The following is a 23,147-nucleotide window of genomic DNA, read 5'->3' as shown; positions in this document are numbered from 1 at the left end:
CGTTAAGGAATGCACGCCGATCACGCCACAGGAATATGGGCGAACGGGCACAATGCGCTTATATACCCCGAATGGCACGACCGACGGAGGGACGAATGCGACGAATTGGTGCGGCACTGCTGGCGATGGCGGCCCTGGCCGCGTGCGAACCCCTGCCGCCGCCGGATACCGGCCCACCTTTGGCGCCGCTGCCGCAGGTCGAGGCGGGAGCCAAGCTGAGCCCGGCGGCGGCGCAGGCCGCCTTCAACACCGCCCGCGCACGGGTGGAGCCGGTGGCCGAGCAGATCTGCCGCGAACGCACCCGCGGGGCGAATTGCGATTTCGCCATCTCCATCGACCGGACGCAGGGCAATATCGCCAACGCCTATCAATCGCGCGACGCGCAGGGGCGTCCGATCATCCGTTTCACCACGGCGCTGGTGAACGACGCGCGCAATGCCGACGAACTGGCCTTCGTGCTGGGGCATGAGGCGGCGCACCACATCCTCGGCCATCTGGACCGCCAGTCGCAAAGCGCGGCGGCCGGGGCGATTCTGGGGGGGCTCGTGGCGCAGATCGGCGGTCTGGACCCCAGCGCGCTGACGGATGTGGGGGCGGGGCTGGGGGGCCGCGTCTATTCCAAGAACCATGAGCTGGAGGCCGACCGTCTGGGGGCCGAGATTGCCATTCGCGCCGGCTATGACCCGGTGCGGGGCCTTGGGTTCTTCCAGCGCCTGCCCGATCCCGGCGACCGCTTCCTGGGCAGCCACCCGGCCAACTCCGACCGCATCGCCGTGGTCCGCCGTCAGGCGGCGGCGATGGGCCGGTAATCAGATCGGCAGAACCGACACCTCGTCCCCCGCAGGGCGGGCGGGGTCGTTCGGCGGGCGGATCAGCAGCACGTTCGCCTCGGTCAGGCGCAGCATCAGCGAACTGTCCTGTTCCGAAAAGGGCACAAGGCCCCCCGCGTCCAGCCGCCCGCGCATGAAATGGGTGCGGGGGCCGTTTGCGGGCACCTCCGCTGCCAAGCGCGCCGATTGCACGTCGGGCAGGGCCGTTTGCCCCGTCATCGCGCGGATCAGCGGCAGCAGGAAAATCTGGGCGCAGACGAAGCTGGAGACGGGATTGCCGGGCAGCCCCAGCATCACCCCGTCGCCCATGCGCCCCGCCATCAGCGGCTTGCCGGGGCGCATGGCGATCTTGTGGAACGAGAGGTCCATCCCCAATTCCCGCGCGATGGGGCCGACCAGGTCGTGATCGCCCACCGACGCGCCGCCGATGGTCACCACCACATCCGCCCCCTTCGCCAGCGCAAAGACCGCGCGCAGGGTGTCGGCATCGTCGGTTGCGATCGGCAGGACGCGGGCCGTGGCTCCGGCCTCCTCGATCATCGCCTGCAGCGTGAACGCGTTGGAGGCCGGGATCTGGTCGTCCCGCATCGGGCTGCCGGGGGCCGCAAGCTCATCCCCGGTGGAGATGATGGCGATGTCGGGGCGGCGAAACACCGACACCTCTGCCACGTCCATGGCGGCCAGAAGGCCGATATCGGCGGGGCGCAGGCGGCGGGGGGCGAAGGTTTGGCCCGCGCGGAAATCCTGCCCCTGCGCGCGGATGTGGCGGCCTTCGGACAGTTCGGTGATCGTGATCGTATCCCCGTCGCGGCGAACGTGTTCCTGCATGATGACGCGCGTCGCCTGCGCCGGCACCGGCGCCCCGGTGGAGATGCGGATCGCCCCCGTCAGATCACCATGAAACGCGGCCCCGGCGCGGGATTCCCCGATCACCGGCAGAACCGCGCCGATCTCTGGGTCGCCCCCCACGGCATAGCCATCCATGGCCGAGGCGTCGAAGGGCGGCTGGTCGCGCCGCGCCGCCACCGCCACCGCCAGAAGGCGCCCGCTGGCCCGATGCAGCGGCACGACCTCGGTCCCCATCGGGCGGGCCATGTCCAGCACCATCGCCTGCGCCTGATCGACCGGGATCATGGCGCGTCATAGCGGCCCGAGGCGCCACCCTCCTTCATCGTGACGCGGATCGCGCCGATCTCCATCCCCCGCTCCGCCGCCTTCAGCATATCATAGATGGTCAGCGCGGCGACCGAAACGGCGGTCAGCGCCTCCATCTCCACCCCCGTCTGGCCGGTGGTGCCGACCATGGCGGTGATGCGGATGCCGGGCAGTGCGGGGTCGGGGATCAGGTCCATCGTCACCTTGGTGATCGGCAGCGGATGGCACAGCGGGATCAGATCGGCGGTGCGCTTGGCCCCCATGATCCCGGCCAACCGCGCCACGCCCAGAACGTCGCCCTTCTTTGCTTGACCTTCGGTGATCAACGCCAGTGTCGCGGGTGTCATGCGGACGAAGCCTTCGGCCGTGGCCAGCCGCGCCGTCGCAGGCTTGGCCGAGACATCGACCATATGCGCATCGCCCTTGCCGTCGAAATGGGTCAGCATCACGCCTCCATCAACGTTCGGGTGGCGGCGGTCACGTCGTCCTGCCGCATCAGGCTTTCGCCGATCAGGAAGGCTTTCGCCCCCACCTCCGCCATCGCCTCCAGATCCGCAGGGGTATGAAGTCCGCTTTCCGACACGATCATCCGATCCCCCGGCACATGGCGCGAAAGTTCGCGCGTTGTATCAAGAGTAACTTCGAAGGTCTTGAGATTGCGGTTGTTTATGCCGATCATCGGGCTGTTCAGGTGCAGGGCGCGATCCAGTTCGGGCCGGTCATGCACCTCGATCAGCACATCCATGCCCCAGTGCCGGGCGGCGTCTTCCAGATCCGCCGCCTGCATGTCCGAAACGGAGGCCATGATGATCAGGATGCAATCCGCGCCCAAGGCCCGCGCCTCGGCCACCTGATAGGTGTCGTAAAGGAAGTCCTTGCGCAGGCAGGGCAGCGACACGGCGGCCCGCGCCGCCGTCAGGAACGCATCCGCGCCCTGAAAGCTTGGCCCGTCCGTGAGGATCGACAGGCAATGCGCCCCCCCCGCCTCATAGGCGCGGGCGAGGGCGGGCGGATCGAAATCGGGGCGGATAAGACCCTTGGACGGGCTGGCCTTCTTGATCTCGGCAATCAGGCCTTGGCGGGGGGCGTTCGCCAGCGCGCGATAAAATTCGCGCGGGGCGTCGGCCTCCTTTGCGGCGGCCTCCACCTCGGCCAGCGGGCGGGCGGTCTTGCAGGCCGCCACATGCTCCAGCTTATAGGCTTTGATGCGGTCCAGAATGGTCATCCCATGTCCCCGTTCGTTTGGGCGTTCGTCTCTGTCACCAGCGCGGCCAGCGCGGTTCGCGCGGCCCCGCTGTCGATGCTGTGGCGGGCCAGTTCGACCCCTTCGGGAAGGGTCGTCACATGGTCGGCCACCAGCAAGGCCGCCGCGGCATTGTAAAGGACCGCATCGCGATAGGCCCCCGGCGCGCCGTCCAACACCGCCCGCAATGCCGCCGCGTTCGCATCCGGCGTGCCGCCGATGATCGCCTCGAACGGATGGCGGGGCAGGCCCGCCTCCTCGGGTGTGATCTCGAACTCCCGCACCACGCCATGTTCCAGCGCAGCCACACGGGAGGGGGCAGAGATCGCCAGCTCGTCCGTGCCGTCGCCGCCATGGACCAGCCACGCCTTCTCGGACCCAAGCTTGTGCAGAACCTCGGCCATGGGGCGGATCAGGGCGGGGGAATAGGCGCCCGTCAACTGACGCCGCACCCCCGCCGGATTGGTCAGCGGCCCCAGAATGTTGAACAACGTCCGCGTGCCCAGTTCCACCCGGACCGGCATCACATGGCGGGTGGCGGGGTGGTGCATCGGGGCCATCATGAAGCCGATATTCGCCGCATGAAAACACCGTTCCACCACATCCGGGCCGACCATCACGTTCAGGCCCAGCGACGTCAGGGCATCCGAGGCGCCGGATTTCGACGACAGGTTGCGGTTGCCGTGCTTGGCCACCGGCACGCCCGCGCCCGCCACGACGAACGCCGTCGCGGTGGAGATGTTGAGCGTGCCCTTGCCGTCGCCGCCGGTGCCCACGATGTCGATCGCGCCGTCGGGCGCGCGAACGGGCACGCAGCGGGCGCGCATCTCGGCGGCGGCGGCGGCGTATTCGTCCACCGTCTCGCCCCGTGTGCGCAGGGCCATCAGAAAGCCGCCGATCTGGGCGGGCGTCGCCTCGCCCTCGAACAGGGCGGCAAAGGCGGTGCGGGCCTCGGTTTCGGTCAGCGGGCGTTCCGCAGCCAGGCCGATCAGGGGTTTCAGCGCGCTCATGCCGTCAGCGGGACGTTCGCGGTGGCAAGAAAAGTCCGCAGCATCCGGTGTCCGTGCTGCGAGGCGATGCTTTCGGGATGGAACTGCACCCCCTCGATCGGCAGGTCGCGGTGGCGCAGGCCCATGATCGTGCCATCCTCAAGCCACGCCGTCACCTCCAACGCGTCGGGCAGGGTGGCGCGGTCCACGACCAGCGAGTGATAGCGAGTCGCCTCGAACGGGGTGGGCAGGCCGGCAAAGACCCCGTGGCCTTCGTGATGCATCTGCCCCATCTTGCCGTGCACGATCTCATGGCAGCGCACGACCTTGCCGCCGAAGGCTTGACCGATGGTCTGATGGCCCAGACAGACGCCCAGCAACGGGGTGCGGGTTTCGGCGGCGGCTTCGGTCAGGGCCAGACAGATACCGGCCTGCGACGGATCGCAGGGGCCGGGCGACAGCACGATGGCGGCGGGGTTCAGCGCCATGGCCGCCTGCACATCCAGCGCATCGTTGCGTTTCACAACGACATCGGCCCCCAATTCCCCGAAATAATGCACGAGGTTATAGGTGAAACTGTCGTAATTGTCGATGAGCAGCAGCATGCGGGCGGGACCGTCGTTAGGGGGGTGAACCGCCGCGGCGGTCGGGCTATACATGGCCCCGGGCGCGGTGGGGCGTCAAGAGCGGAAGGGAAATCGGATGGGTGCGCGGCTGGTGTCTGGCTTTGTCTGCGGGGCGATACTGGGTGTGGCGGGGCTGGCCCTGCTGTCGCGCAGCCTGCCGCCGGTGACGGGCCCCGCGCCCGAGGTTCCCGTTCAGGCCCCCGGCGCGGGAACCGTGCCGCCCGCGGGCGCGGCGCCGACGATGCCGGGGGACCAACCGGCGCCGGTGGCCGGGGGGGTGGCGGACCGTCCGCGCGCGCTGGATCTCTATGCCCGTCCGTTCGCGAATCCCGAAGGCCGCCCGATGCTGTCGATCATCCTGATCGACACGGGGCCTCTGGGGGATCGGCCGGTCAACCTGCCCTTCCCGGTGTCCTTCGCCATTCCGCCGCGCGTGGCGGACGCGGCCGCGTTGGCGCAGGCGCGGCGTGACGGCGGGCAGGAGGTGCTGATGGTCCTGGGGGCGGTGGACGACCCGCGCCTTCCCGAAGCCGTGGCCGGGATGGAGGCGCGTGTGGGCCCGCTGGATCTTGCCCCCCCGATGCAGGCCGAAGGGCGAGGTCTGATCACCTGGCGGCCCATGGAACGGGACGTCCCCCAGGCCGCGATCACCGCCGTTCTGGACGGTCAGGGCGAAACGGCGGACCAGATCGTTGCGGCGCTGGATGCGGCGGCGGCGGTCGCCTTGCGCGATGGGCGCGCCGTCGTCGTGGGCGATGTGCGCGACGAGACGGTGGCCGCGTTGGAGCGGTTCGCCGCCTCGGCCGGGGCGCAGGGTGTGGTTCTGGCCCCGGTCAGCGCGGTGCTGCGTTAACGGTTGCCTGTGTCGAACAAACCGGCATCCGCCGCCGCCCGGCGCAGCGCCTGAGCCTTGTTGACGGTTTCCTCGTATTCGCTGTCGGGATCGCTGTCATAGACGATGCCCGCGCCGGACTGGATGTGCAGCATCTGGTCCTTCAGCACGGCGGTGCGCAGCGCGATGCAGAAATCCATCTCGCCATTCGCGGCAAAATACCCGACGCCGCCGCCATAGACGCCGCGCTTGTTCGGCTCCAGCTCGTTGATGATTTCCATCGCGCGAACCTTGGGCGCGCCCGACACGGTGCCCGCCGGCAGACCGGCCAAGAGGGCCGACAAAGCATCCTCCCCCTCGGCCAATTCGCCGACCACGTTCGACACGATGTGCATCACATGGCTGTAGCGTTCGATGATGAACGTCTCGGTCGGCTTCACGGTGCCGATCCGGGCCACCCGGCCCACATCGTTGCGGCCCAGATCCAGCAGCATCAGATGTTCGGCCCGCTCCTTCTGGTCGGCCAGCAGGTCGTCGGCCAGCGCCTGATCCTCGACCGCATCGGCCCCGCGTTTGCGGGTTCCGGCGACGGGGCGGATCGTCACCTCGCCGTCGCGCAGGCGGACGAGGATTTCGGGGCTGGCGCCGATGATCTGGAAGGTGCCGTGGTTGAAGAAGAACATGAACGGCGACGGGTTCGTGCGCCGCAAACTGCGATACAGGGCAAAGGGCGGCAGGGTGAAGGGTTGGGAGAACCGCTGCGAGGGGACGACCTGGAAGATGTCACCCGCGCGGATGTAATCCTTGGCCGCCTCCACCGCCTGCTTGAACCCGTCGCGGGTGAAGTTCGACGTGGCCTCCCCCTGCGGGGCGGCGGCCCCCAGTGCGTGGGGAATGGTGGGTGTGCGGTCCAGATCGCGTAGGGCGTCCATCACCCGTTCCGCCGCCTGGGCATAGGCGGCGCGGGCCGACAGGCCGGAGGCGGCCCAGACCGGGGCGACCACCGTCACATCGCCCTTCACGCCGTCCAGCACGGCCACGACCGAGGGGCGCAGCAACACGGCATCGGGCGCGCCGATCGTGTCGGGCTTGGCCTCGGGCAAACGCTCCACCAACCGGATCATGTCGTACCCGAGATAGCCGAACAGCCCCGCCGCGATGGGGGGCAGGCCTTCGGGCATGTCGATGCGGCTTTCCGCGATCAGCGCGCGCAGGCTGTTCAGCGGCGGTGCGGGGTCGGGGTGGAACGCCTCGGCATCCACCCGCGCGTCGCGGTTGATCGACACCGTATCCCCGTCGCAGCGCCAGATCAGGTCGGGCTTCATGCCGATGACGGAATACCGCCCCCGCACCTCGCCCCCCGTAACGGATTCGAGGATGAACGTGTCGGGCCGCGCCTCGGCCAGTTTCAGCATCAGCGACACCGGGGTGTCCAGATCGGCCGCCAGCCGGGCATAGAGAACCTGATTGCGGCCTTCGGCGTACCGCGCTTCGAACTCCGCGAACGAGGGGGTGATGTTCATGATGCCCTCAGGGAATTTGCGCGTGCACGGCGTCGATGGCCGCCTGGTTGATCTGGATGCCCGCCTCGTTGGCGATCGATTGGGTGTAAAGCTGCTGGGCGTCCTGCGCGATGGCACCTTCGATCTGCGCGGCGATCTGCGCGCGCAGGGCCGCAGCCGCATCGCCCTGGGTGTCGGCGGCGGTGATGCCGTCGGTCCGCACCACGCCCACCCAGTCGGGGGTGGTGACGGCCTGCGCCTGACCTTCGCCTTGTGCGAAGGCGGTCTGCACGGCCGCGGGGGGCGCGCCGTCCACCACGCCCTCGCGCGCCACGGCGGGGGTTTCGGTGACGGGGCCGAAATCGGTCAGCGCGGCGCCGCCGGTCACGGCGGTCGCGATCTCCTCGGCGCGGGCGGACAGGGCGGTTTGCAGCGTCTCCGCCTGCAAGGCGGCGGCCACCGCCGCGCGCGCGTCCTCGAAGGGGATGGTGGCGGGCGGGGTGATCGCGTCCAGTTGCAGGATCACCAACCCGCCATCGTCCAGATCGATCAGTTCGGGGAAATCGCCCGTCTGGGCCGCGGCTGCCGCATCGCGGAAGGCGGGATACCCGGCGATCGGGTCGTCCGAGGGCAGGGTGACCGTGCCGGTCGTCATCTGGTTGGCCGCGCCGATATCGGCCACGGTATCGCCCGAGGCCAGCGCGTCGTCCAGCGTCGCGCGGGTGTCGGCGATGGCACGGCGGGCGGCGTCGATCTGGTATTCGCGGGCCAGATCGTCGCGCACCTCGGCCAAGGGCACGTCATGGGCGGACAGGATGCCGTTCATGCGGAACAGCGCGGGGCCGAGATTTGTGTCGATCGGGCCCACGACGCCCGGTTCGGTCAAGGCGAAGATCGGTGCGCCCGCCACCCCCAGATCAGCTTCGGCCATGTCGCCCAGATCGGTGTCTTCGAGCGCGAGACCGCGTTCGGCGACGATATCCTCGAAGGCGGCCCCCTCGTCGATGCGGGTCCGGGCGGCCTCGGCCGTGGCGCGGTCGGGAAAGACAAGGCGTTCGACCAGACGGCGCTCGGGCTGCTGGAATTCGTCGATCCGCTGGTCATAGAGCGCCTGAAGCGCCGCATCGTCCACGGGCAGGGTGGGGGCCAGATCGTCCGGCAGCAGCGCGGCATAGGTCACGGTGCGGGTTTCCGGCGACTGGAACGCGTCGGTGTGGGCGTCGTAATAGGCGCGGAGGTCATCCTCGGTCGGGGCGGCGGGCGGGGTTTCCAGCATGTCCTGGGTCACGCGCAGGGCCGAGACGGCGCGGCGTTCCGCGACATAGGCATAGAGCGTGTCCGTCGCCGCCGCCGGCGCCACGAAACCGCCGCCGACTGCACCCATGACCAGCGACCGGGCGATGCCGTCCCGCAGGTCCTGTTCGTAATCCGACGCGGTCAGGCCGTTCTGGCGCAGGACGAGTTCATAGGTGTTGCGGTCGAATTGGCCGTTCGCGCCGAAAAAGGCCTGCGACTGGCGCAGCTCGTTCGCCACGGCGGCGTCTCCGGCCGAAATGCCGATCCGGTCGGCCTCGTTCAGCAGGGCGGCGGAGGTGAAGAGTTGCTGGCGCACCTGCGCGTCCAGACCGAACTGGCGCGCCTGCGCCAGGGTGAAGGCCTGACCCGTCTGTTGCGAAATGCTTTGCAGGTTCTGCTGAAGCGCGTTGGCGTAGGTCTGGGAGTCGATCTTTTCGTCCCCCACCTCCGCCACCGTGGCGGTTGTGGTGCCGAAATTGCTGACCCCGAAACCGCCGAGGCTGAGGATGAGCATGGCCATCAGCGCCCAGACGATGGCGTTCATGGCCTTGTTGCCGCGCTTCATGCTTTTCGTCATCGCTCGCCCTCGTATCCCCGTGTCCGCGTCTTCCTAATCGGTCGCGGGGAAGGGGGCAAGCCGCGCGTCAGTCGGTCCCGCGATAGGGTTGGACGTATTGCAGCGCCATGTCCCAAGGGAAGAAGATCCACGTGTCCTGACTGACCTCGGTGATGAAGGTATCGACCTGCGGACGGCCCGACGGCTTGGCATAGACGGTGGCGAAATGCGCCTTGGGATACATCTTGCGGACGAATTCCAGCGTCTTGCCGCTGTCCACCAGATCGTCGACGATCAGGATGCCTTCCCCGTCGCCCATGATGTCGGCCTGCGGCGGTTTGGTCACCACGACCTCGCCCCGCTCTTGCTGGCTGTAGCTGCGGATGCTGATCGTATCGACCACGCGCAGGTCCAGTTCGCGGGCGACGATCATCGCGGGAACCAGACCGCCGCGCGTGATGCCGACCACGGCCTTCCAGCCGCCATCCATCGGGCCGTGCCCGTCCAGACGCCATGCCAGCGCGCGGGAATCGCGGTGCATCTGGTCCCAGCTGATGTGGAAGCCCTTTTCATGGGGCAGGCGATCGGGCGACATGGCGACCTCTTAGCTTGTGGCGACACGGAGGCCGAGAAGGGCGAACACCCCCCCGAACACACGGTCGAGCGTGGATTTCAGGCGGATATACATACGACGCGGACGGTCGAACGAAAAGGCGCGCGCGACAAGGGCGTTCCACCCCGCCTCGTTCACGAAGACGACCAGCAGCAGCGCGGCCAGGGTCACGGGATGCGTGCCGGGCGGGATCAGGCCGATGAACACCGCGCCGAAGAAGATCGCGGGCTTGGGGTTGGCCAGTTGCGTGGCCGCCCCCAGCCGCAACGCCGACATCCAGCCGCGCGGGGGACGTGCGCCCAGAACCAGCGTATCCTTCGCGTGGCGCCACATCTTCCATCCGGTCCAGATGAGGAAACCGGCGCCCAGAAGCTTGAACACCCACAAAAGCGTGGGGGCCACGACGAACAGCACCGAAAGGCCGAACAGCGCGGCGACCGCCCAGAAGACCGCGCCCAGACCCAGTCCGACCGACAGCAACAGCCCGGTGCGGAAGCCTTCGACCGCGCCGGTGCGGGCGGCCATCAGCACGGCGGGGCCGGGGCTGGCGGCGGCGGCCAGATGGATCAGCCCGACCGCCACGAAGGCCGCCGGCGTCATGCCCGCCTCCGCTCCGGTCGGGATCATCGGGTCAGTCCTTTTTCGGCGCTTCGATGTCGGGCGCGTCCACGGCCTTCATGCCGACGACGTGATAGCCCGCATCGACATGCAGGCATTCGCCCGTCACGCCCGACGCCAGATCCGACAGTAGATAGAGCGCGGATTTCCCCACCTCGTCCTGCGTGACGTTGCGGCGCAGGGGCGAATTGTATTCGTTCCACTTCATGATGTAGCGGAAATCGCCGATGCCCGAAGCGGCCAGCGTCTTGATCGGACCGGCGGAGATGGAGTTCACGCGGATGCCGTCCTTGCCCAGATCCTCGGCCATATACTGGACCGAGGTTTCCAATGCGGATTTCGCGACGCCCATCACGTTGTAATGCGGCATGACCTTTTCGGCACCGTAATAGGTCAGGGTCAGCAGGCTGCCGCCATCCGGCATCATCGCCGCCGCCCGCCGCGCCACGGCGGTGAAGCTGTAGACGGAGATGTTCATCGTGTTTGCGAAGTTCGCGGGTGAGGTGTCCACGTAGCGGCCGCGCAATTCGTTCTTGTCGGAAAAGCCGATGGCATGGACCAGAAAATCCAGCTTGCCCCATTTCTCCTGCAGCTGGGCGAACAGGGCGTCCATCGACGCCTCGTTGGCCACATCGCATTCGACCATCAGGTCGGCGCCGATGGTGGCGATCAGGGGCTCCACCCGCTTTTTCAGCGCGTCGCCCTGATAGGAGAAGGCAAGCTCCGCGCCTTGGTCCGCGCAGGCCTTCGCGATGCCCCAGGCGATGGATTTGTCGTTTGCCAGTCCCATGATGAGACCGCGTTTTCCAGCCAGCAATCCGTTCATTCCGGCTTCCCTCGCCACATTATTCATTATCTGGTGGGTTTAGGCCATAGTTCGGGCCGCATCAAGCCGCCGCACTTGCGTTTCGGCCGAAAGCCCCTAGGGTCTGGCGCAAACGCCACGGGCAGGGGACCTTCATGGAAAAGCGCACAGGCATTTTTGCAGGCGACGACCCCTTCGAACTGGCCCGCGCCTGGCTGGCCGAAGCCGAGCCGGTGGAGCCGAACGACCCGAACGCCATCGCGCTCGCCACGGTCGATGCGGCGGGGATGCCCGACGTGCGCATGGTCCTGCTGAAAGAGATCGAGGCGGACGCCTTTGTCTTCTACACCAATTATGACAGCGCCAAGGGGACGCAGATCGCGGCAACCGGAAACGCGGCCTTCGTCCTGCACTGGAAATCCCTGCGGCGTCAGATCCGCGTGCGCGGCGTGACCGAGCGGGAGGAGGGGCTGCAGGCCGATGCCTATTACGCCTCCCGCTCGTTGCAAAGCCGTCTGGGGGCGTGGGCGTCGGCCCAGAGCCGCCCGCTGGACAGCCGCGCCACCCTGATGGCCGACGTGGCGAAGGTGACCGCCCGGTCTGTCGGAAACCCGTCGCGCCCGCCCTTCTGGGGGGGGATTCGCATCCGCCCCGTTCAGATCGAGTTCTGGGCCGATGGCGCGTTTCGTCTGCATGACCGCTTCCAGTGGCGCCGCGAGGATCTGGACGCGGATTGGGACGTGAGAAGGCTGAGTCCGTGAGGATAGTCTGGCGATTTTCAACCTGAAATTGCAATATATCCCACAGTTGTCGAAACGCCTTGAATTATTGTTCTGTTACCGCAAAACCCAAAGAACATGGTTAAGGGTTTTGCCGACGTGCCGACCGATGATGTTCAAGACGACCTGACCCGGATCGTGGCGGGATACGTCAAATGGTTCGACCCGGCGCGCGGGTTTGGATTTGTGATAAGCGATGACGTGCCGCACGATATTCTGCTGCACGCCAACGTTCTGCGAAACTTCGGCCAAAGCTCCATCGCGGATGGCGCGGGGGTTCGGCTGCGCGTCCTGTCCACGTCGCGGGGCACGCAGGCGACCGAACTGGTGGCGATCGACATCCCGGAAGGCCTGCCACCGCGCATAGATGACGAGGTGCTGGACATCGACGCCCTGGGCGCGTTGGAGATCGAACCTGCGCGAGTAAAGTGGTTCGATCGCGGCAAGGGCTTCGGCTTCGCCAATGTGTTCGGACGTCCCGAAGATGTGTTCCTGCACATGGAGATTCTCCGGGCATCGGGTCTGGCAGAGATTGCGCCGGGCGAGGCGGTGTGCTTGCGTATCATGGATGGAAAGCGCGGCCGCATGGCCGTTCAACTGATGTCATGGGAGAGCGCCGCGCGGCGGACCGAATGAAAGCCATTGCCTGTCTTCTATGCCTGATCATGACGCCGGTTTCGGCCTTCGCCGCCTGTCGGGCGGATCAGGTGGAATTGCGCACGCCGACCCAGACCTTGCGGTTCCATGTCGAGGTGGCCGACACCGTCCAGTCGCGTGCCCAAGGGCTGATGGGGCGCGAGACGATGGCGCAATCGGCCGGTATGCTGTTCGTGTATGAGCGGCCTCAGCCCGCCAGTTTCTGGATGAAGAACACGCTTATCCCGCTGGACATGGTGTTCACCGATGAAACCGGGACCGTTCGGCATGTGCACAGCATGGCGCAGCCGCATGATGAAACGCCGATCCCGGGCGGCGACGAGGTCCTGACCGTGCTGGAGATCAACGGCGGTCTGGCGACGAAGCTGGGAATCGAGGAGGGGGCGATGCTGCGCCATCCCGCCATCCCGCAGGACACCGCCGCCTGGCCCTGCGAATAGGCCTTTTCAACCGGGATCGAAGCCGCTAGTCAGACCGTGTTCGGGGCGTAGCGCAGCCTGGTAGCGCGACGGTTTTGGGTACCGTAGGTCGTAGGTTCGAATCCTATCGCCCCGACCACCATCCTGTTTGGCAGACGTGTTCGCGACATGCGCGCCGCATCCTTTTTGCACTCCGGGTTTCAATCCGCGCCATTGGCATTCCACAGTTGAAACTGTGATGTTTTGGCGCTACTGTAATTTCTGCATCGTCGTTTTCGCATCTGATCCCTTGGGCACAGGTTTCGATATTCATCTGTGCCACACCGCTGCATGATGCGAGCGGGTTTATCTGAGAAAGGCCACCCAAATGGCAAACGGAAAAGTCAAATGGTTCAACGCCACCAAAGGTTTCGGCTTCATCGAGCCGGAAACGGGCGGCAAGGACGTGTTCCTGCACATCTCCGCGGTTGAGCGCGCTGGTCTGCGTTCGGTCAACGACGGTCAGGCTGTGTCCTACGATATCGAATCCGACCGCAACGGTCGTGAGTCGGCTTCGAACCTGAAACTCGTCTAAGACGGGTCGGTCGGACATCCGACCGAATATGACAGCGGAAGGCGCGGACCCGGCAGGGTGCCGCGCTTTTTTCGATTCTGGAACCTTCGACCCGCCGTGCCCGTTCATCGGGTGGAAGGAGACAACCCATGTCGCATGAACACGTTATACTGACCGGTGCGGAGCTGACGGTGGAAAACCTGACCGGAGCGCCGGTTTACGGACCGGAGCATGAAAAAGTCGGGACCATCGGCGATCTGATGCTCTCGGGGGATGAAACCGTGCGCTCGGCGGTGATCGATGTCGGTGGATTCCTGGGTATCGGGGCCAAGCCGGTCGCCGTGCCGTTCGAGACGTTGAACTTCGTCCATGACGGCAAGGGCGGCGATATCCACGCCCATATTTCCTGGACGAAGGATGAGTTAAAGCAGAGGCCCGAATTCGTGCGGCCTGAGGAAGGGGACGGCTACACCGTCTATGTTCCCCCGCTCGTCTGAGCCGACGGGAAAGCTCCCGCGCCGGGGGCTTTTTTATTGCCTGTGGGCCGATGATCCGGGCCCGGCCGCGCTATGTCCCCCCATATCGGGATATGAGGTGCAAAGATGCAGTGGCGAGGCAGGCGGGGCAGCCGGAACATCGAAGATCGGCGCGCGTCCGGCGGTGGGCTGGTCGTCGGGGGTGGAAGCGTCGGCATTCTGGCGATCGTGGTGATCGGATATTTCCTCGGGGTCGATCTGACGCCCCTGCTGGATGACACGCAGCGCGGGGGCGGGGGCGAGATCACCGCCGCCGATGAAGAGGCGGGGCAGTTCGTCTCCGTCACCCTGGCCGATACCGAGGATGTGTGGGGCCGCGTCTTTCAGGAGCAGTTGGGCGAGGTCTACACCCCCGCGACGCTGGTCCTCTACAAGGGTGTGACGTCATCGCCCTGCGGAGGGGCAAGCGGGGCCACCGGGCCGTTTTACTGTCCGCTGGACCGGAAGGTCTATCTCGACACCGCGTTTTTCGTCACGCTGGAGCGTCAGTTGGGGGCCGGGGGCGATTTCGCCGCCGCCTATGTCGTGGCCCACGAGATCGGGCATCATGTGCAGGACGAGTTGGGCATCCTGTCCGCCGCGCAGGATGCGCAGCGGCAGGCCAGCACCGCCGACAGCAATGCGATTTCCGTCATGATCGAACTTCAGGCCGATTGTTTCTCCGGCATCTGGGCGCGGCAGGCGGACGCGCAGTTCGGCACGATCGAACCCGGCGATCTGGAAGAGGCGGTGAACGCCGCACGGCAGATCGGTGACGATACGCTGCAAGAGAATGCGGGCCGGGTGCCATTCCCCCACACCTTCACCCACGGCACGTCCGAGCAGCGGTCGCGGTGGTTCCAGGCAGGCTATGACAGCGGAGAGCTGGCAAGCTGCGACACGTTCGGCGCCGCCTCGCTCTGACGGATCAATAGGTGTGCATGTCCCGGTGCGGAATGCCCTCATCCAGGTATTCCGCGCCGTGGGCGGTGAACCCGAACTTTTCATAAAAGCCGACCTTGTCGGTCTGCGCGGAGAGATAGAAGCGGGTGTGGCCCTCGGCCCGGGCGGCCTCCATCGCCACGCGCATCATGGCTTGGGCGATACCGGTGCCTCGGGCGGTCGCGCGGACCGCCACGCGCCCGATCTTGATATGCGCGTCCGTTTCGATCAGCCGCAGGGTCCCCTGAACCTCCCCGGCCGCAATCGCGATGAAATGCGTGGCAAGGGGGTCGTAGGCGTCGATCTCGGACGCGGGATCGACCTTCTGTTCCAGCACGAACACCTCGTGCCGCAGGGCAAAGGCTGCTTCGCACAGGGCGGAGCCATGGGGAACGGTTAGGACGGTGATGGCGGCTATCTGCATGGCCGTGCGTTAGCGCAACCGTCCGTCACGCGCAAGGCGCGACGCGCCGGGGGCTGTCACGCCCGCTCGGCCCAGTCGTTGCCGGATCGTCGCCGGCACGAACAGAAGGCCGAACAGCAGCAGCAGAACGGCGGTCCCGGTCGCGCCCGTCAGGGACACCACGTTCCGGTCCACATAATGCAGCGCATAGATCAGGATGACATGCCAGACATAGGTCAGCAGCGCGTGCTGCCCCAGCACCACCACCGGCCCGACATGCACCGCCCTTTGCAGGCCGTTGGCGACGCGCCGCAGGATCGGGCTGGCAAGGTTCGGCCCCCGATACAGCAGCCAGCCCATCAACCAGCAGGCGGCGATGAAGTTCAGGACATAGACCGGGCCGAAATCGGCGCGCTTCTCCATCATGACGAAGACGCTGATCGTGTCGCCGTCAAGCCACCCATGCGCCGTGGCGATGCGCAATGGTGCGAAAAACAGCAGGACCAGACACGCCGCCACCGGCCAGCCCGCGCCCTTGGGAAAGAAATCCGCCGCCGAATAGGATCCGCGCTGCATCAGGCTGCCGAAGATCACGCCCGTCATGAACAGAAGCTGCCACCCCATCGGATCGAAGGCAAAGCGCAGGCCCTGGCCGTCGCTGGCCATGAAGACGCCGTTGAAGATGTTGTAGAAGGGCAGCATCAGCCCCAGTTGCGACGCCATCCAGCAGATCGTCGTCAGGGCGGCGGCCACCGGCCACATATCCCTGCGCACAAGCAGCAGAACGGCCGGCGCCATCAGCAGGAACAGGATGTATTGGGGCAGGATGTCCAGAAATGTCGGCTGGAACGCCAGCAGCATCACCGCCAGCATCCGCATGTTTTCCTGCAGGCTGCTGACCGCCAGCCAATACCGGAACGTGTCCACACCTTCGGGCAAGGTATCGCGCAGGATCATGAAGGCGAAGGTCAGCAGGACGGTGGCGATCCACAACTGCGCCGCGCGCCGCCCCGCGCTGATCCAGACCGGTCCAGGCCCCATCCGCTGCAGGCGCCGATACTGGATCATTCCAAACAGCAGGCCGGAGATGAAGATGAACCCCTGCGCGCTTTCCACGAACATGAAATGGCGGAAGTGGAATTCCGACACCCAGTGGTTCCGGCCAAGCACGATATGGCTCAGCGTCATGCTTATCAGAAGCCAGCCACGAAGGCCGTCAAGAGCGATTATCCGTGACATTGGGGTTCCATACTCTTGATGGGATGGAATAGTCGAGATGCCCTTTCGGGTGGGTGGCGGAAAACCGGCGCGCGCGTGACGCTGGACATGGGTGAGGGCGGGGGCTAACTCTCGGACCTGATGCAGGAAGACAGGAGGCCCGGCATGGTATCACGGACAATTCCCGTCGACGCGTTCGATCTGGTCATTTTCGGCGGCACGGGCGACCTGGCCCGTCGCAAGATCCTTCCCAGCCTTTACCGCCGCTATCTTGCGGGGCAGATCCCGGAGGAAAGCCGCATCATCGGCGCGGCCCGTAGCGAACTGAGCGAGGAGGCGTTCCGCGACATGACGCGCGACGCCCTGATGGAGTTCCTGCCCGCGGCAAAGCGGGACGACACCACGGTCGAGGCGTTCTTGCGCCACATACGTTACGTCCGCGTCGATGCTACGGGGCAGGAGGGTTGGGACGAGCTGCGCGGCGTCATCCGGCCCGGCATGGTCCACGCCTTCTATTTCTCGGTGGCGCCCTCGCTGTTCGGCAATATCGCCGAGCGGCTGCTGGCCCATTCCATCGCCGACGCCGACAGCCGCATCGTGGTGGAAAAGCCTTTCGGGCATGACCTCGCCTCGGCCAAGGCGTTGAACGCGGTTCTGGCCGAACATTTCAACGAACAGCAGATTTACCGGATCGATCATTATCTGGGCAAGGAAACCGTCCAGAACCTGATGGCGATCCGTTTTGCCAACATCCTGTTTGAGCCGTTGTGGAAAACGGAATACATCGACCACGTCCAGATCACCGTGGCCGAAACGGTGGGCGTGAACGGGCGGGGGGCGTATTACGACACGTCGGGCGCGATGCGCGACATGGTCCAGAACCACCTGATGCAGCTTTTGTGCCTGATCGCGATGGAGCCGCCTTATCACTTCGACCCCGACGCCGTGCGGGATGAGAAGCTGAAGGTGATCCGCGCGCTGGAACCTGTGCGCCCCGAAGATATCGTGCGCGGGCAGTATCTGGAGGGGGGCGGCAAGCCGGGATATATCGAGGATTCCGAAAACCCCAATTCCCGCACCGAAAGCTTCATCGCGCTGAAGGTGGGCATCGCCAACTGGCGGTGGAAAGGCACGCCCTTCTATCTGCGCACGGGCAAGCGCCTGCGCGCCCGCACCTCCGAAATCGCCATCTTCTTCCGCCGTCCGCCGCATTCGATTTTCGACAACGCGGTGGACGGCCAGCAGAACGTCCTCGTCATCCGGCTGCAACCGAATGAGGGGATCAACATGAAGGTCATGATCAAGGAGCCGGGGCCGGGCGGTATGCGTCTGGTGCAGGTGCCGCTTGACATGTCCTTCGCGCAGGCGCTGGGCGACGAGGGGACGGACATTCCCGACGCCTATGAACGGCTGATCATGGACGTGATCCGCGGCAACCAGACCCTGTTCATGCGTGGGGACGAGGTGGAGGCCGCCTGGGCCTGGGCCGACCCGATCATCGAAGGGTGGGAGCAGCGGGGCGACCGGCCTCAGGGCTATCACCCCGGTGGGGCGGGGCCGGACGATGCGCTGATGCTGCTGCACCGCGACGGACGCCGCTGGCGCGAGGTGAAGGAATGAATTTCAACGAATATCCCGACCGCGAGTTTCTGTTCCTGAGCCTCGCGAACAAGATCGCGAGCGAATTGGCCGATTTCCTGCGGCGCGAAGGCAAGGCGACCCTGTGCGTTCCCGGCGGCACCACGCCGGGCCCGATCTTCGACACGCTGTCGGGGGTGGACATCGACTGGGCTAATGTGACCGTGTTCCTGAACGACGAACGCTGGGTGCCCGAAAGCGATGCGCGGTCGAACACCCGCCTGCTGCGTCAGCGGCTTCTGGTGGGCAAGGCGGCGGCGGCGACGCTTGTGCCCCTCTATGCCGAAGCCCCCACGCCCGAAGAGGGGGTGGCGCGTCTGGCCGAGGGGATCGAGCCGCATCTGCCGATCTCGGTCCTGCTGCTGGGGATGGGCACGGACATGCACACCGCCTCGCTGTTCCCCGGTGCCGATCGGCTGGAGGAGGGATTGTCGGACAAGGCCCCGCTTCTGCTGCCGATGCGGGCCGACGGGGCGGGGGAACCCCGCATCACCCTGACCGCGCGCCCGCTGAAAAAGGCACTGTCGTCGCATCTTCTGATCACGGGGCAGGACAAGCGCGACGCGTTGGAGCGGGCCGAGAAGCTGCCCCCCATCGAGGCGCCGATCCGGGCCTTTCTGCCTGACCTGTCCGTCCACTGGGCCGAATGAAGGATATGACGATGAACGACTGGCAAGCCCTTCGCGACCATCACCGCATGGTCGCCGATCGCCCGATCCTGACCCTGTTCGACGACGCGCGGGCGGAGGCGTTCTCGGTGCGCGCCGACGATCTGCTGTTCGACTTCTCCAAGACCAACATCTGCGAGACGGGGTTGAACCTGTTGCTGTCGCTGGTGGACACATCCGATCTGGCCACCAAGCGTGGGGCGATGTTCTCGGGCGCGCGGATCAACGACACCGAACATCGCGCCGTGCTGCACACCGCGCTTCGCAATCTGGATACGCCGGTCATGGTGGATGGGGCGGACGTGATGACCGCCGTGCGCGAGGTGCATGGCCGCATGACGGCTTTTGCCGAGGATGTGCGCACAGGCCGCTTCACCGGCGCAGGCGGGGCGATCACCGATGTCGTGAATATCGGCATCGGCGGGTCGGATCTTGGGCCGGCGATGGCCTGTATCGCGCTGTCGCCGTTTGCCGACGGCCCGCGCTGCCATTTCGTGTCGAACGTGGACGGGGCGCATATCGCCGACACGCTGGCGGTTCTGAACCCCGAAACGACGTTGGTGATCGTCGCCTCCAAGACCTTCACCACGATCGAAACGATGACCAACGCCGAAACCGCCAAGGTGTGGATGGGGGCGAAGGTTGCGGATCCCGCGGCGCAGTTCGTGGCCGTGTCCACCGCGATGGACAAGACGGCGGCCTTCGGCATCGACCCGGCCCGCGTCTTCGGGTTCGAGGATTGGGTTGGCGGACGCTATTCCATGTGGGGGCCGATCGGGCTTGCGATCATGCTGGCCGTGGGGCCGAAGGATTTCGACGGGTTCCTGTCGGGGGCGGCGTCGATGGACGCGCATTTCCGCAACGCCGATCCGGCGCAGAACCTGCCCGTGCTGCTGGCGCTGGTGGGGATCTGGCACAACCAGATCTGCGATTACGCCACCCGCGCCGTGCTGCCTTATGAACAACGGCTGGCCCGCCTTCCGGCCTATCTTCAGCAGTTGGAGATGGAATCGAACGGCAAGCGCGTCTCGGTCGATGGGGCGGATCTGCCCATCCATTCCGGTCCTGTCGTCTGGGGGGAGCCGGGGACGAACGGCCAGCACGCCTTTTATCAGTTGATCCATCAGGGCACCCGGGTGGTCCCGTGCGAATTCATGGTGGGGCGTGAGGGGTTCGAGCCGGACCTCGCCCATCAGCACCGCCTTCTTGTTGCGAACTGTCTCGCCCAATCCGAGGCGCTGATGCGTGGGCGGTCTTTGGCCGAGGCGACGGCGATTATGAAGGCCAAGGGGCTGGAGGGCGCGGAACTGGACCGTCAGGCCCGCCACCGTGTGTTCCCCGGCAACCGGCCCTCGACCACGCTCTGCTATCCCAAGCTGACGCCTTTCGTGCTGGGTCAGATCGTGGCGCTCTATGAACACCGCGTGTTCGTGGAGGGGGTGATCCTCGGCATCAACTCCTACGACCAATGGGGGGTTGAGCTGGGCAAGGAACTGGCGCTGGCGTTGCAACCGATCCTGGAAGGGGCATCGGCGGAGGGCAAGGACGGCTCTACCCGCCAGCTGGTGGAGTATCTGCGTTAAGCGCGCGGATCGCCTCCACATCCTCGGCCATGACCGGACCGGCGATGCGCGACAGGATCGTGCCATCGCCGTCCACCACGAAGGTTTCCGGCACGCCATACAGACCCCAGTTCAGACCTGTGCGCCCCGCCGTGTCGGCCCCGCGTTCGGCGAAGGGATCGCCCAGATCCCGCAGGAACCGTTCGGCGTTGGCGGGCACATCCTTGTAGTTGATGCCGACGATCGGCACGCCTTCGGCCGCAAGCTCCATCAGCATGGGATGTTCGGCCCGGCAGGGGCCGCACCAGCTGGCCCAGAAGTTCACCAGCTTCACCCGACCGTCGCGCAACGTGTCCTCGGGCAGGCCGGCCACTTGCAGCGCGGGGGCGGGTTTGCCTGCAAAGGCGGTGGGCAGGGCGTTCGGATCGGTGCGCATCATGCCCGCATAGAACAGGGCCGCCAGCCCGGCAAAGAGCAGGGGGGGCAGCAGCAACAGCGGCTTCATGACCGGACCCTCCGCTCCACCTCGGCCAGCTTGCGCCGCATCCGGGCCGCCTGCCAGATCGACAGCCCGATCAGGCCGCCCATCAGCAGAAAGGTCAGGCCATAGGCCCCCAGAACCGTCGCCGCGTATTTTCCAAGATCGGGAATCATGCCATGCGTTCCTTCAACAGCAGCGCCTGCAACCGGCGGGCCCGGATCTCCGTCCGCGTCCGCACAAGGACGAGGGCGAAGAACATCAGCGCGAACCCGATCATGGAGATGACGAGCGGATACCAGAAAACGTCGGCCACGTTCTGCTTCTTGTCGAGAGACAGGCTGGCCCCCTGATGCAGCCCCTGATTCCAGAACAGGACGGCATAGCGGGACAGAAGCGCAAAGACCGAACCGACCATGCACAGGACCGCGGTCAGGTCCGCGGCGGTGTCGGGATCCTCGATCGCCTTCCACAGCGCAATATAGCCCAGATAGAACAGGAACAGGATCAGGAACGACGTCAGCCGCGGCTCCCACGCCCACCAGGTGCCCCACATGGGCTGGCCCCAGAACGCGCCGGTGATCAGCGCGACCAGCGTCATCACCAGCCCCACAGGTGCCGCCGCCTTGGCCACGAGGGCGGAGACGTGATGCCGCCGGATCAGCCAGATCAGGGATGCGACCAGCATGATCATCCAGCCGTTGATCGCCATCAGTGCCGCGGGCACATGGATGTAGATGATCCGCACCGTGGAGCCCTGACGGAAGTCGTCCGGCGTCAGGAAGAAGCCCCAGATCAGCCCCACCGACAGCGCCAGCGCCGCCAAGGTCGCCGCCCATGGAAGGATGCGCCCCGACAGGGTCATGAACTTTACGGGATTGGCATAGGTCCAGATCGACATGGGGCCCTGAGTGATGGTTTCATGACGGATGCGCAAGTCATCTTAGATTGATCCGCAGCGCATGGGACGAGGCAAAAGGAAGCAGCGCCGCCGCCCCGAAGGTCAGCGCGGCCAGAAGGGCCAGCGCGTTGCCCACGGGCTGGCCCTCGGCCCCACGGCGCACCACCTCGGCCCCGAAGACCAGCGTCGGGACGTAAAGCGGCAGCACCAGAAGGCTGAGCAGCAGCCCCCCCCGCTTCAGACCCACGGTCAGCGCCGCGCCGAACGTGCCGATGACCGACAAGGCGGGGGTTCCGATCAGAAGTGAGGCGACCAGCCAGCCATACCCCGAAGGTGGCAGGCCCAGCATCACCGCCAGAACCGGCGCCAGCGCCGCAAGCGGCAGACCCGTCACGATCCAATGGGACAGGGCCTTGACCGCCACCACCCCCTCCAGCGGAAGGGGGGAGGTGGCAATGAGATCCAGCGAGCCATCTTCGTGATCCAACGCGAAAATCCGATCGAGCGACAGAAGGCAGGCGAGCAGGGCCCCCAACCAAAGCACGCCCGGGGCGATTCGGCCCAGGATGGCCGTGTCCGGCCCGATCGCCAACGGGGCCAGCACCGCCAGAATCAGAAAGAATCCCAGACCCAAGCCGAAGCCCCCACCCGCGCGGAAGGCCAGCCGCAGGTCGCGCAGCAGCAGGGCCGTCACAGGAAGGCCTCGTCAAAGCCCTTCGCTTCGATGGTGCGGGTCGCGTGGGGGGCGAGGTCCAGCACCGTGGCCCCCACGGCGATGTCGATGTGGCTGGCGATGAGAGCCAAGCCGCCTGAGGCCAGATGGTCGCGCACTACGCCCTCGAACATTGTGACCGAGGCCACGTCCAGCGATATGGTCGGTTCGTCCAGCAGCCAGATCGGCCGACCCGCCACCAACAGCCGCGCAAGCCCCAGCCGCCGCCGCTGGCCCGCCGAAAGGGTCTGGGCGGGGCGGTCGCGCAGGTGGGCCAGGTCCATCCGGTCCAGCGCCGCATCGACGGGATGGCCGAAAACCGTCCCCCAGAACGACAGGTTCTCCCCCACCGTCAACATTGATTTCAGACCGTCGGAATGGGCGGCGTAGGCGATGGCCTCTTCCGGCACCGTGATCCGGCCCGAGGCGGGGGGTTGCAGGCCGGCAAGGGTCCGCAGCAGGGTCGTCTTGCCGACGCCATTGGGGCCGCGCAGCATCAACGCCTGACCCGCCGTGACCGAAAAGGTCAGGCTGGACAGGACAATCATCCCCCCCCGCAGGCAGGCCAGATCGGTGACGCGCAATTCCATGCCCCCGACCTATCGGATTCCCGTGCCCGGCGGAACGAAAAAAGGCC

General features: G+C 66.3%; 28 protein-coding genes and 1 tRNA gene. 12 read left to right on the top strand and 17 right to left on the bottom strand.

Translation table 11 applies throughout. The annotated features are described in order from the left end of the window. The first annotated feature begins 95 nt into the window (after positions 1-95). A complete protein-coding gene (locus MU449_RS08280; RefSeq protein ID WP_244737549.1) occupies positions 96-809 on the top strand; it encodes a M48 family metalloprotease in 714 nt (237 codons plus the stop codon). Here the strand turns inward: MU449_RS08280 and MU449_RS08275 are convergent, their stop codons facing one another. From MU449_RS08275 to MU449_RS08255, 5 genes are read right to left on the bottom strand one after another with little or no spacing between them, the layout of a single operon-like run. Next, a complete protein-coding gene (locus MU449_RS08275; protein ID WP_244737548.1) occupies positions 810-1,964 on the bottom strand; it encodes a molybdopterin molybdotransferase MoeA in 1,155 nt (384 codons plus the stop codon). Next, positions 1,961-2,431 (bottom strand): cyclic pyranopterin monophosphate synthase MoaC, encoded by a 471-nt coding sequence (moaC, locus tag MU449_RS08270; RefSeq protein ID WP_244737547.1) that lies wholly within the window; start codon positions 2,429-2,431, stop codon positions 1,961-1,963. Before moaC ends, MU449_RS08275 begins: the two co-directional genes overlap by 4 nt. Continuing rightward, positions 2,431-3,210 (bottom strand): indole-3-glycerol phosphate synthase TrpC, encoded by a 780-nt coding sequence (trpC, locus tag MU449_RS08265; RefSeq protein WP_244737546.1) that lies wholly within the window; start codon positions 3,208-3,210, stop codon positions 2,431-2,433. Before trpC ends, moaC begins: the two co-directional genes overlap by 1 nt. Next, positions 3,207-4,238, bottom strand: coding sequence for an anthranilate phosphoribosyltransferase (gene trpD, locus MU449_RS08260; protein ID WP_244737545.1), 1,032 nt, complete (start codon positions 4,236-4,238; stop codon positions 3,207-3,209). Before trpD ends, trpC begins: the two co-directional genes overlap by 4 nt. Next, positions 4,235-4,822, bottom strand: coding sequence for an anthranilate synthase component II (locus MU449_RS08255; protein WP_244737544.1), 588 nt, complete (start codon positions 4,820-4,822; stop codon positions 4,235-4,237). Before MU449_RS08255 ends, trpD begins: the two co-directional genes overlap by 4 nt. 97 nt (positions 4,823-4,919) lie before the next feature. On the opposite strand from MU449_RS08255, the gene MU449_RS08250 reads away from it, so the two are divergent. After that, the gene (locus MU449_RS08250) at positions 4,920-5,696 is read left to right on the top strand and encodes a divergent polysaccharide deacetylase family protein (protein ID WP_244737543.1); all 777 of its coding nucleotides are present in this window, start codon (positions 4,920-4,922) and stop codon (positions 5,694-5,696) included. Here MU449_RS08250 and trpE read toward each other — a convergent pair. From trpE to fabI, 5 genes are all read right to left on the bottom strand, one after another. Next, positions 5,693-7,198, bottom strand: coding sequence for an anthranilate synthase component I (gene trpE, locus MU449_RS08245; protein WP_244737542.1), 1,506 nt, complete (start codon positions 7,196-7,198; stop codon positions 5,693-5,695). The genes MU449_RS08250 and trpE overlap by 4 nt on opposite strands. A gap of 7 nt (positions 7,199-7,205) precedes the next feature. Then, the gene (locus MU449_RS08240; protein ID WP_244737541.1) at positions 7,206-9,050 is read right to left on the bottom strand and encodes a SurA N-terminal domain-containing protein; all 1,845 of its coding nucleotides are present in this window, start codon (positions 9,048-9,050) and stop codon (positions 7,206-7,208) included. 67 nt (positions 9,051-9,117) lie between these two features. Further along, entirely contained in the window at positions 9,118-9,624 is a 507-nt protein-coding gene (gpt, locus tag MU449_RS08235; RefSeq protein ID WP_244737540.1) for a xanthine phosphoribosyltransferase, read from the bottom strand. A 9-nt stretch (positions 9,625-9,633) separates the two neighbouring features. Beyond that, positions 9,634-10,242, bottom strand: coding sequence for a LysE family translocator (locus MU449_RS08230; protein ID WP_244739009.1), 609 nt, complete (start codon positions 10,240-10,242; stop codon positions 9,634-9,636). A gap of 31 nt (positions 10,243-10,273) precedes the next feature. Further along, entirely contained in the window at positions 10,274-11,086 is an 813-nt protein-coding gene (gene fabI, locus MU449_RS08225) for an enoyl-ACP reductase FabI (protein ID WP_244737539.1), read from the bottom strand. Positions 11,087-11,220: 134 nt separating this feature from the next. Between fabI and pdxH the strand changes: the two genes are divergently transcribed. The 7 genes from pdxH to ypfJ all read left to right on the top strand — a co-directional run bounded on the left by pdxH (position 11,221) and on the right by ypfJ (position 14,912). Continuing rightward, entirely contained in the window at positions 11,221-11,826 is a 606-nt protein-coding gene (gene pdxH, locus MU449_RS08220) for a pyridoxamine 5'-phosphate oxidase (protein ID WP_244737538.1), read from the top strand. Between the two features lie 117 nt (positions 11,827-11,943). Continuing rightward, a complete protein-coding gene (locus MU449_RS08215) occupies positions 11,944-12,480 on the top strand; it encodes a cold-shock protein (RefSeq protein WP_244737537.1) in 537 nt (178 codons plus the stop codon). Next, a complete protein-coding gene (locus MU449_RS08210; RefSeq protein ID WP_244737536.1) occupies positions 12,477-12,941 on the top strand; it encodes a DUF192 domain-containing protein in 465 nt (154 codons plus the stop codon). The genes MU449_RS08215 and MU449_RS08210 overlap by 4 nt, the downstream gene beginning before the upstream one ends. Before the next feature lie 41 nt (positions 12,942-12,982). Next, positions 12,983-13,059, top strand: a tRNA-Pro gene (locus MU449_RS08205). 228 nt (positions 13,060-13,287) lie between these two features. After that, entirely contained in the window at positions 13,288-13,494 is a 207-nt protein-coding gene (locus MU449_RS08200; protein ID WP_244737535.1) for a cold-shock protein, read from the top strand. Between the two features lie 128 nt (positions 13,495-13,622). Next, positions 13,623-13,970 carry a PRC-barrel domain-containing protein gene (locus MU449_RS08195; protein ID WP_244737534.1) on the top strand — a complete coding sequence of 116 codons (348 nt, stop codon included), beginning with the start codon at positions 13,623-13,625 and terminating at the stop codon, positions 13,968-13,970. Between the two features lie 105 nt (positions 13,971-14,075). Then, positions 14,076-14,912 (top strand): KPN_02809 family neutral zinc metallopeptidase, encoded by an 837-nt coding sequence (ypfJ, locus tag MU449_RS08190; protein WP_244737533.1) that lies wholly within the window; start codon positions 14,076-14,078, stop codon positions 14,910-14,912. A 4-nt stretch (positions 14,913-14,916) separates the two neighbouring features. Here the strand turns inward: ypfJ and MU449_RS08185 are convergent, their stop codons facing one another. Both MU449_RS08185 and opgC read right to left on the bottom strand, forming a co-directional pair. Continuing rightward, a complete protein-coding gene (locus MU449_RS08185; RefSeq protein WP_244737532.1) occupies positions 14,917-15,354 on the bottom strand; it encodes a GNAT family N-acetyltransferase in 438 nt (145 codons plus the stop codon). Between the two features lie 9 nt (positions 15,355-15,363). Next, positions 15,364-16,572 carry an OpgC domain-containing protein gene (gene opgC / locus MU449_RS08180; protein ID WP_244737531.1) on the bottom strand — a complete coding sequence of 403 codons (1,209 nt, stop codon included), beginning with the start codon at positions 16,570-16,572 and terminating at the stop codon, positions 15,364-15,366. 144 nt (positions 16,573-16,716) lie between these two features. On the opposite strand from opgC, the gene zwf reads away from it, so the two are divergent. From zwf to pgi, 3 genes are read left to right on the top strand one after another with little or no spacing between them, the layout of a single operon-like run. Further along, positions 16,717-18,171, top strand: coding sequence for a glucose-6-phosphate dehydrogenase (gene zwf / locus MU449_RS08175; protein WP_244737530.1), 1,455 nt, complete (start codon positions 16,717-16,719; stop codon positions 18,169-18,171). Then, positions 18,168-18,839: a 6-phosphogluconolactonase gene (gene pgl / locus MU449_RS08170; RefSeq protein ID WP_244737529.1), complete on the top strand. Its 672-nt coding sequence runs from the start codon at positions 18,168-18,170 to the stop codon at positions 18,837-18,839. Before zwf ends, pgl begins: the two co-directional genes overlap by 4 nt. 11 nt (positions 18,840-18,850) lie before the next feature. Then, positions 18,851-20,440: a glucose-6-phosphate isomerase gene (gene pgi / locus MU449_RS08165; RefSeq protein ID WP_425310219.1), complete on the top strand. Its 1,590-nt coding sequence runs from the start codon at positions 18,851-18,853 to the stop codon at positions 20,438-20,440. Here pgi and MU449_RS08160 read toward each other — a convergent pair. From MU449_RS08160 to ccmA, 5 genes are read right to left on the bottom strand one after another with little or no spacing between them, the layout of a single operon-like run. After that, positions 20,409-20,924 carry a DsbE family thiol:disulfide interchange protein gene (locus MU449_RS08160; protein ID WP_244737527.1) on the bottom strand — a complete coding sequence of 172 codons (516 nt, stop codon included), beginning with the start codon at positions 20,922-20,924 and terminating at the stop codon, positions 20,409-20,411. The two genes, pgi and MU449_RS08160, sit on opposite strands and share 32 nt — an antisense overlap. Continuing rightward, positions 20,921-21,073 (bottom strand): heme exporter protein CcmD, encoded by a 153-nt coding sequence (gene ccmD / locus MU449_RS08155; protein WP_244737526.1) that lies wholly within the window; start codon positions 21,071-21,073, stop codon positions 20,921-20,923. Before ccmD ends, MU449_RS08160 begins: the two co-directional genes overlap by 4 nt. Further along, a complete protein-coding gene (locus tag MU449_RS08150; RefSeq protein ID WP_244737525.1) occupies positions 21,070-21,798 on the bottom strand; it encodes a heme ABC transporter permease in 729 nt (242 codons plus the stop codon). Before MU449_RS08150 ends, ccmD begins: the two co-directional genes overlap by 4 nt. 37 nt (positions 21,799-21,835) lie before the next feature. Continuing rightward, entirely contained in the window at positions 21,836-22,492 is a 657-nt protein-coding gene (gene ccmB / locus MU449_RS08145; protein WP_244737524.1) for a heme exporter protein CcmB, read from the bottom strand. Further along, entirely contained in the window at positions 22,489-23,100 is a 612-nt protein-coding gene (gene ccmA / locus MU449_RS08140; RefSeq protein ID WP_244737523.1) for a heme ABC exporter ATP-binding protein CcmA, read from the bottom strand. Before ccmA ends, ccmB begins: the two co-directional genes overlap by 4 nt. Between the last annotated feature and the right edge of the window lie 47 nt (positions 23,101-23,147).

Origin of the sequence: Falsirhodobacter halotolerans (assembly GCF_022899245.1) — a bacterium.
In the GTDB taxonomy this organism is placed as follows: Bacteria; Pseudomonadota; Alphaproteobacteria; order Rhodobacterales; family Rhodobacteraceae; genus Falsirhodobacter; species Falsirhodobacter halotolerans.
The sequence above is the reverse complement of the archived record's forward strand: the minus strand, read 5'-3'. Positions and strand labels throughout refer to the sequence as shown.